Source organism: Mesorhizobium sp. M2A.F.Ca.ET.067.02.1.1 (assembly GCF_004023285.1).
Classification (GTDB): Bacteria; Pseudomonadota; Alphaproteobacteria; order Rhizobiales; family Rhizobiaceae; genus Mesorhizobium.
Genome location: NZ_RZSB01000213.1, coordinates 1 through 8207, shown reverse-complemented (window position 1 = coordinate 8207; position 8207 = coordinate 1). Strand labels below are relative to the sequence as shown.

Genomic DNA, 8207 nt, shown 5'->3' with positions numbered 1-8207 from the left:
AGCCTACCTGATCAAGAAGGGCATCCATTCACTGGCCTGTATCGGTGACGGCCGCCAGTCCGGCACGTCCGGTTCGCCGTCGATCCTCAACGCCTCACCGGAAGCCGCGATCGGCGGCGGCCTCGCGCTGCTGAAGACCGGCGACCGCGTCCGCATCGACCTGAAGAAGGGCACGGCCAACATTCTCGTCAGCGACGAGGAGATCGCCAAGCGGCGCGCCGCACTTCAAGGCAATGGCGGCTATCACTATCCCAAGCACCAGACGCCGTGGCAGGAGATCCAGCGCGGCATGGTCGACCAATTCTCGGCCGGCATGGTGCTGAAGCCGGCGGTCAAGTACCAGGACGTAGCCCACACCAGCGGCGTGCCGCGCGACAATCACTGAAAGTCGACCAAATCATGAGGGCGGCTCGCCTCCGGCGGGCCGTCCTTTTTCGTGCCCTTGTCTCAGCCACGCTCAGCCCACAGATAAGGTCGATCTCGGCAGGCCGCGAAGGGGAGAGATCATCGTGGCGAAACGGCGTTCTTCCCTGGGCTTCCTCGGCATGTTCGGCCGCTCGGGCGACCTGCGGCAGTTGGATGAGGCGTTGCGCAAGGCCGACCTGCATCCTGCCCTGGTTCCCGAAGGCGTAAAACTCACCATCGTCAATCTGATGAACGACCGCTGGCCGGACGAGCCGCCGGCCGACGCGTATAGCTCGGTGGCGCAGCTTTGCGGCTATTGCGTCGCCGGGCCGGACGTGTTCGAGCAGGCCAATGGCCGTGAGCCGACCTTGGCGGTCGAGCGCCGCATCGAGGCGGCGCTGGAGGCCGGCGACAGTTTCGACGCGCAGATCGTGCTGATGACGCTGCACGCCAAGCTGATCAACCCGGTAGTGGTCGAGCGCTACGGACTGAGGGCCGGTTGACTTGCAGGTAGGAGGCGTTGAGATTGAGGTCAGGCCGAGTCGAAAATGGTGGGCTCCGAGAACCGGAGCGGAGCGTACTTAAGTGCGTGAGCACCGGAAGCGCAGGAGACGGCCATTTGCAGGCCGGCCTCACCTGAATATCAATGTCTCCTAGCCGCCCATGCCGCTGCGCGGCAGCTTGATCATCTCGCCGAAGCGGGCGCGCAGTTTGTCGTCGAGCAGGCGCGAGACGTGGCGCGGGAAACGCTCGGCAAGCACGCGCTTCTTCTCCGCGATCGCCCGCGACAGGATGTCGGGCCGGCCCTTTTCGTTCCATTCCTTGGGCGAGAAACGGTCGCCGACGGCGGGATAGAAATACTCGGTCTGCATCAGCTTCAGCGTCTGGTCGTTGCCGAGATAGTGTCCGGGACCCTTGAGGCAGACCTCGGCGATGGTGTCGATCGACAGCGCATCGTCGGTCACCTCGATGCCGCGCACGCAGCGCAGGCAATGTCCCAGCATGTCATTGTCGATGATCAGGCTTTCGAGGCAGAAGCCGAGCAGCGAGGCATGCATGCCGGCCGATTCATAGACCAGGTTGAGGCCGGACAGCCCCGCCATGACATTGGTGATGCCCTTCTCGTAACCGGCCTGGATGTCGGGCAGCTTCGAGTCCGACATGCCGGCGGCCGAGCCGCCGGGCAGGTCGTAATATTGCGCCATCTGCGCGCAGGCCGCCGTCAGCACCGCCTGCTCGGCCGAGCCGCCGGACATGGCGCCGGTCCTGAGGTCGGAGACGAACGGCCAGGTGCCGAAGATCGCCGGATGCCCGGGCTTGATTGCGTTGACATAGACCAGGCCCATCAGCACTTCCGCCACCGCCTGCACGACGGCGCCGGCGATCGCCGCTGGCGCGGTGGCGCCGGCCTGGCCGGCAGACAGAAGCAGGATCGGAATGCCGCCCTCGACGCAGGCTTCGAGCACGCCGCAGGCGTCCTCGGCGAACTTCATCGGCGGCACGACGAAGCAGTTCGAGTTCGACACGAAAGGCCGCGCCCGGAAATTCTCTTCGCCGCCGGCGATCGCATAGAGCATCTCCAGCGCCGGCTTGACGTTCTCACGAACGGTGAACGAGGTGCCGACATGCTTGGAGGTCCCCATCACGCAGGCATAGAGCGTGTTGAAATCCATATCGAGCGGGTCGGGAATGTCGCGCGGCACCATGGTGCGCTGGAAGAAATGGATGTTGTCCAGCCCGTCGACGAGACGGGCGGCGTCATAGAGGTCCTGCAGCAGCGATTCGCGATATTCGCGCTTCTCGACATCGACCAGATGCACCGCCGCGCCCGCCGTGCCGTAATGCACGCGTTTGCCCTGGATCAGCATGTCGTGCTTGGGATCCTGGCCGTAGAGGGTGAAGTTGCGCGCCGCCCTTTTGATCTTGTCCAGCACCAGCGCGCGCGGCAGCCGGATGCGGCCGTCGTCGCCATAAATGCCGCCGACCCGGGTCAGCGCTTCGATGCAGGACGGGATGGCATTGGCGAAGCCGACCGTCTCCAGCAGCGTCAGCACCGCTTCGTGGATGCGTTCCTGGTCGTTCTGGCTCAACGGCCCGTAGCTGCCGCCTTCAAGCCCAGGCCGCACCGGGCGGATGTCGTCGGCCAAGGGCGCCGCCCGCATCGCGCGGCGCGCTTCGCGCCCGCCGGAACGCCGCGAACGCTGGTCCGACGACGCTTCCTGCTTCTCAAGAGCCACTGACATCGAAGCACTCCACCTTTTGTCTTTATTGCGACGCGGTCCGTGGCGGTTGGTCCACCATCGGCCTGCCTCGTCCCCTTATGGCCCCGACTATGCCGCCGGCATTGGTACAGCCTATGAGCCAAGCAATCCCGTCGAATATGCCAGAGTGCTAAAGCGGCTAGCATGCGCCCAAGCAAAAAGAGCCGGCGGCTGCCGGCTCTTTTTGGAAAGTCCGTCGGGATCAGGCCGCCGCGGGCCTGCGCCCGGCAGCGGTGGCGAGTTCGCGGATGCCGGGCTCGATATGCTGCAGGGAAATCGAGGAGATGCCCAAGCGCATGAAACGAGATGGCTTTTCGCTGCGGTCGAAGAACCGGTCGCCGGGTTCGATGATGACGCTGCGCGAAGCGGCGGCTTCGGCCAGGCCGCGCGAATCGGTGCCGCGCGGCCCTTCCAGCCAGAGCGATGTGCCGCCAGCCGCGTCGGTCGAACGCCATTCTGGCAGGAAAGCGGAAATCGCATGGACCAGCCGCTTGCGCCGCTCGTCGAAGGCGGCGGAGAGCCTGCGCACCAGCGCCTCGTGATGGCCGAGCGACAGGAACAGCGCGACAGCGCGCTGGTTGTTCGCCGGCGGGTGCCTGAGCATGAAGCGGCGCAGCGCGCGAAGCTCGGCGATCAGCCCGGCCGAGGCCACGATGTAGCCAAGCCTGAGGCCCGGAGCCAGCGTCTTCGACATCGAGCCGACATAGATGACGCGGCCCGAGCGGTCGAGGCTCTTCAGCGCCTGCTGCGGCGCCTCGTCGAGCAGCTGGCTGTCATAGCCGTCCTCGATGATGATTTGGTTGTTGCGGTTGGCGCGCGCCAGAAGATCCTGCCGGCGTTCCGCCGACAGCGGCACCATGGTCGGGCAGTGATGGCTCGGCGTGACGAAGACGAAGCCGGAATCGCTGGGGATCGACGAGGTCACGATGCCCGACTGGTCGACCGGAACCGGCTGGATATCGGCACCGGCCAGCCGGAAGATCGAGCGGGCGTCGGGATAGCCTGGATCCTCCATCGCCACCTTCGAACCCTTGGTCATCAAGAGCGAGGCCAGCATATAGAGCGCGTTCTGCGCGCCCAGCGTCACGATGATCTCGTCCGGATTGGCAAAGATGCCGCGGCGCGGCAGCAGCCTGGCCTGGATCTGCTCGATCAGCAGCGGATCGTCGCGATCCACCATGTCGGACGCCCAATTGCGGATCTCGAGCACGGCCAGCGCCATGCGGTTGCACTCGCGCCATTCGGCGGTCGGGAACAGCGCCGGGTCGAACTGGCCGTAGACGAACGGATAGGAGGACTTGATCCAGTTGTCGTGCTTGGCGGGCGGCGGCATGTCGCTTGCGGCGATCTGCCGGCGCGCCTTCCAGTCGATCTCGTTCTGCTGGTCGGGCGCCTTCTGGTGCGGCTTGGCGGGAGTGGCCAGCACGTCAGGGTTGACGAAATGGCCGCGCCGCTCGCGCGCCACCAGGAAGCCCTGGTCGACCAGCTGCTGGAAGGCGAGCACCACCGTGCCGCGGGCAACCCCAAGTTTTTCCGCGAGAATCCGGCAAGACGGCAGCGGCATCGAAGCGGCGATCTGTCGGTCGAGAATGGCCGCGACGATCGCCTGGCGTATCTGCGCCTGGAGGGTTTGGCCGGATTCGGCCGAAATCCGGAACAGGCCGGACCATATGGCCGTGTCATTGCGCTGTGGCATGGGAAATCATCCTCGGATGGCCAGCTGTTTTTACTTGGCTGGACCAGTGGAGTGTATGGGTGGCATAAGGGGTTGCGCCAATCAATTTTTCTGATCGCTGGGATTTATGCCAGTGATCTATTGGCCCGCGTAAGCGGTTCATTTAGCGATCGGTAAAACAATGCCGCAGTGCATCATAAAAGCGTGATGCACTGCGGCAAAGCCGCGCTTGAATGAAATGGAAATCGGCTCAATAGAATGATGCGAAAATGACGCGACGACACGCGCCGGAAACATCCGGCCTGTTAAGATAAATCTAAAAACCCGCCAGGAGCCCGCCAGTGGACCAGTCATCTTTCGACAAGCATCTTGCCGCCCTGCGTGATCAGCGCGCGGCGGCCAAGGGTACGATGCGCGAGGCCTTCGCTGCCGATCCCAGGCGCTTCGAGACATTTTCCGCCACCGATGGCGACCTTCTCCTCGACTGGTCAAAATGCGCCGTCGACGCAGATACCATGACGATGCTGGAGAAGCTCGCCGGCGCCGCCGATCTCGCGGGACGCCGCGCTGCCATGTTCGAAGGCAAGAAAATCAACATCACCGAGAACCGCGCCGTTCTGCACACCGCGCTGCGGAACCTGACCGGCAAGAGCGTGATCGTCGACGGCCAGGACACCAAGGCCGATGTGATTGCCGTGCTCGATGCCATGGGCGCTTTCGCCGACGCCATCCGCTCCGGCAAGGCTGCGGGCGCCACCGGCAAGAAGATCACCGACATCGTCAACATCGGCATCGGCGGCTCGGACCTCGGCCCGGCGATGGTGACGCTGGCGCTGGCGCCCTACCATGACGGGCCGCGCGCGCATTATGTCTCCAATGTCGACGGCGCCCATATCCACGACACGCTGAAGGGCCTGTCAGCGGAAACGACGCTGTTCATCGTCGCCTCGAAGACCTTCACCACAGTCGAGACGATGACGAATGCTGAGACGGCGCGCGATTGGGTGCAGAAAGCGCTGGGCAAGGACGCGGTCGGCAAGCATTTCGCCGCCGTTTCGACCGCCCTCGATCTGGTGGCGAAGTTCGGCAACGAGCAGGACCGCGTCTTCGGCTTCTGGGACTGGGTCGGCGGCCGCTACTCGGTCTGGAGCGCCATCGGCCTGCCGGTGATGATCGCCGTCGGCCCGCGCAACTTCCGCGCCTTCCTCGACGGCGCGCATGAGATGGACGAGCATTTCCGCTCAGCACCCGTGCAGAAGAACCTGCCGGTGCTGCTGGGGCTGATCGGCTGGTGGCACCGGGTCGTCTGCAAATATCCGGCCCGCGCCGTCATCCCTTACGACCAGCGCCTGTCGCGATTGCCGGCTTATCTGCAGCAGCTCGACATGGAATCGAACGGCAAGAGCGTCACGCTGGACGGCACCGCGGTCGCCACGCCGACCGGCCCGCTGGTCTGGGGCGAACCCGGCACCAACGGCCAGCACGCCTTCTTCCAGCTTCTGCACCAGGGCACCGACTTCATCCCGGTCGAATTCCTTGCCGCTGCCGTCGGCCACGAGCCCGAACTGAAGCACCAGCACGATCTCCTGCTCGCCAACTGCCTGGCGCAATCGGAGGCCTTCATGAAGGGCCGCACGCTGGAAGAAGCGCGCGCGCAGATGCTGGCCAAGGGCATGAAACCGGCCGATGTCGACCGCATCGCGCCGCACCGCGTCTTCTCAGGCAACCGCCCCTCGCTCACCATCCTCTACCGCAAGCTCGATCCGCGCACGTTGGGCCGTATAATCGCGCTCTACGAGCATCGCGTCTTCGTCGAGGGCACGCTTTTCAACATCAATTCCTTCGATCAATGGGGCGTCGAGCTCGGCAAGGAACTGGCGACAGGCCTGCTGCCTGTCGTTGAGGGCAAGGAGACTGCCGCAAACCGCGACGCCTCGACTGCCGGTCTGGTGGGACACATCCACCACTTGCGCGGTTCGGAGTAAAAGGATTGGCAGACATCAAGGGAATTCTCTTCGACAAGGACGGCACGCTTGTCGACTTCAATGCAACCTGGCTCGGTGTCGCGGACTTCATGGCGATGGATGCCGCCGAAGGCGATCGCTGGAAGGCCGATCGCCTGCTCGCCGCCGCCGGCTTCGACTTCGTCACGAAACGCTTCAAGCCCGATTCGATCTTTGCCTCGGGTTCGAACATGGACGTCGTCGAACTGTGGTTTCCGCGCCTGTCCGACGAAGACCAGATGCATGCCGTTTCGCGCTTCAACGAGATCACCTCCGTGCAGGGCTCCTCGATGGCGGTGGCGCTTCCCGGCGTTCTCGATTCGCTGCGGGCGCTGCACACGCGATCCTACCGCATGGGCGTCGCCACCAATGATTCCACCAGCGGCGCCGAGAAGACACTCGCCACGCTCGGTGTCGCGCAGCTTTTCGACGCCGCCTTCGGCTATGATGCCGTGGCCAACCCGAAGCCGGCGCCGGACACCGTCATTGCCTTTTGCGATCTGACCGGGCTGAAGCCGGGCGAGATCGCCATGGTCGGCGACAATCGCCATGACCTGGAGATGGCGCGCGCCGGCGGCTGCGGCCTGGCGGTGGGCGTGCTTTCCGGCACCGGCACGCGCGACTCGTTGGCGCCGATGGCGGATGTCATCCTGGACTCGGTCGCCGACCTGCCGGATTTCCTCGCCGCGCGGATGAGCGTGCCTGCGGGCTAACCGGGTTCGGCCACAAGCGCGAACACCGCGCTTGGCTTCGGCTCGCCGCCGCCGTTTCCGCCGACGTCCGGCACATGGTATTCGCCGAGCAGGCAGAGCCGCGACCTCGGCAGCCAGGCGCGGCCGGGGTCACCGACCAGCACGTCGATGCCGGCGGCCAGGCAGCGTTCGAGGAACGGCATCATCCGCTGCCCCACATCCTGCGCGTAAAAGACATCGCCCGCGAGCACCAAGTCGACCGCCGGCGGCGGACCGTCGGTGACATCCCCCTCGCATATCTGGATGGCGACGCCATTGGCTTCCGCGTTGAGGCTCAGCGCCACGATCCCGTTGCGGTCGATCTCCGCTGCGATCACCGCGCGCGTCCCGGCTTTTGCCGCCGCGATGCCGACCAGCCCCGAGCCGGCGCCGAGATCGAGCACGCGTTTGCCGGCCACGATCGACGGGCGGTCCAGCACATAGCGGGCCAGAACCGCGCCGCCGGCCCAGGCGTAGGCCCAGTAGGGCGGCTGTGGCTCTGCCTCGCCTTCGTCACCGTCCTCCGGTTCGAGCAGCCGCCGCAGGCCGCTGCCCGGATGCGCCTGATAAAGCCGGACCTCCGGCACTGACGGCACCGGCGCCAGCCGCATGTTCGCCTTGATGAACTCCGCCCGATCGAGCGCTTTCGCCGGCTCTCGCCTCAGGCTGGCCGTGCTATCGCTCAAGCCTGGTCCCGCAGCGCGCGACGCAGGATCTTGCCGACCGGCGTCTTCGGCAGTTCGGTGCGGAATTCGATGTATCTCGGCCGCTTGTAGCCGGTCAGGTTCTCGCGGCAATAAGCCATCAGCGCCTCGACGGTCAGCGCCGGATCCTTCTTGACCACGAACAATTTAGGCACTTCGCCGGAATGCTCGTCCGGCACGCCGATCGCGGCCGCTTCCAGCACGCCAGGGTGATGCGCCACCACCTCTTCCAGTTCGTTCGGATAGACGTTGAAGCCGGAGACCAGGATCATGTCCTTCTTGCGGTCGACGACCTTGGTGTAGCCGCGCTCGTCCATGAAGCCCATGTCGCCGGATTTGAAGAAGCCGTCCTTGGTCATCACCTTGGCGGTCTCGTCGGGCCGGTTCCAGTAGCCGGCCATCACCTGCGGGCCGCGGATGCATATCTC

The 8207-nt window shown here is 65.1% G+C and carries 7 protein-coding genes and 1 pseudogene; 4 read left to right on the top strand and 4 right to left on the bottom strand.

Features of this window, described 5'->3' with window-relative positions; genetic code table 11:
- On the top strand, positions 1 to 385 hold a 385-nt coding region (locus tag EOA28_RS16375; protein ID WP_189342066.1), incomplete at its 5' end, for a dihydroxy-acid dehydratase.
- Between the two features lie 124 nt (positions 386 to 509).
- Positions 510 to 908, top strand: a complete 399-nt coding sequence (locus EOA28_RS16370) for a hypothetical protein (protein WP_127249821.1) — start codon at positions 510 to 512, stop codon at positions 906 to 908.
- Between the two features lie 150 nt (positions 909 to 1058).
- Here EOA28_RS16370 and EOA28_RS16365 read toward each other — a convergent pair whose 3' ends face one another.
- Both EOA28_RS16365 and EOA28_RS16360 read right to left on the bottom strand, forming a co-directional pair.
- Positions 1059 to 2648 (bottom strand): trimethylamine methyltransferase family protein, encoded by a 1590-nt coding sequence (locus tag EOA28_RS16365; RefSeq protein WP_127249822.1) that lies wholly within the window; start codon positions 2646 to 2648, stop codon positions 1059 to 1061.
- Between the two features lie 220 nt (positions 2649 to 2868).
- Positions 2869 to 4362 carry a PLP-dependent aminotransferase family protein gene (locus tag EOA28_RS16360; RefSeq protein ID WP_127249823.1) on the bottom strand — a complete coding sequence of 498 codons (1494 nt, stop codon included), beginning with the start codon at positions 4360 to 4362 and terminating at the stop codon, positions 2869 to 2871.
- 356 nt (positions 4363 to 4718) lie between these two features.
- Between EOA28_RS16360 and pgi the strand changes: the two genes are divergently transcribed.
- Positions 4719 to 6326, top strand: a complete 1608-nt coding sequence (pgi, locus tag EOA28_RS16355) for a glucose-6-phosphate isomerase (RefSeq protein WP_245463473.1) — start codon at positions 4719 to 4721, stop codon at positions 6324 to 6326.
- A 5-nt stretch (positions 6327 to 6331) separates the two neighbouring features.
- Positions 6332 to 7057 carry an HAD family hydrolase gene (locus EOA28_RS16350; RefSeq protein ID WP_126079688.1) on the top strand — a complete coding sequence of 242 codons (726 nt, stop codon included), beginning with the start codon at positions 6332 to 6334 and terminating at the stop codon, positions 7055 to 7057.
- On the opposite strand, the gene EOA28_RS16345 is transcribed toward EOA28_RS16350, so the two are convergent.
- Positions 7054 to 7686 carry a 50S ribosomal protein L11 methyltransferase gene (locus tag EOA28_RS16345; protein WP_126083590.1) on the bottom strand — a complete coding sequence of 211 codons (633 nt, stop codon included), beginning with the start codon at positions 7684 to 7686 and terminating at the stop codon, positions 7054 to 7056. The two genes, EOA28_RS16350 and EOA28_RS16345, sit on opposite strands and share 4 nt — an antisense overlap.
- Positions 7687 to 7757: 71 nt before the next feature.
- Positions 7758 to 8207, bottom strand: a pseudogene (locus EOA28_RS16340) (AMP-binding protein); the annotation flags it as partial.

Excerpts from the sequence above, each read along its gene's own strand:
- EOA28_RS16365 (WP_127249822.1), bottom strand. The coding sequence starts at position 2,648 with ATGTCAGTGGCTCTTGAGAAGCAGGAAGCGTCGTCGGACCAGCGTTCG.
- EOA28_RS16360 (WP_127249823.1), bottom strand. The coding sequence starts at position 4,362 with ATGCCACAGCGCAATGACACGGCCATATGGTCCGGCCTGTTCCGGATT.
- EOA28_RS16345 (WP_126083590.1), bottom strand. The coding sequence starts at position 7,686 with ATGCGGCTGGCGCCGGTGCCGTCAGTGCCGGAGGTCCGGCTTTATCAG.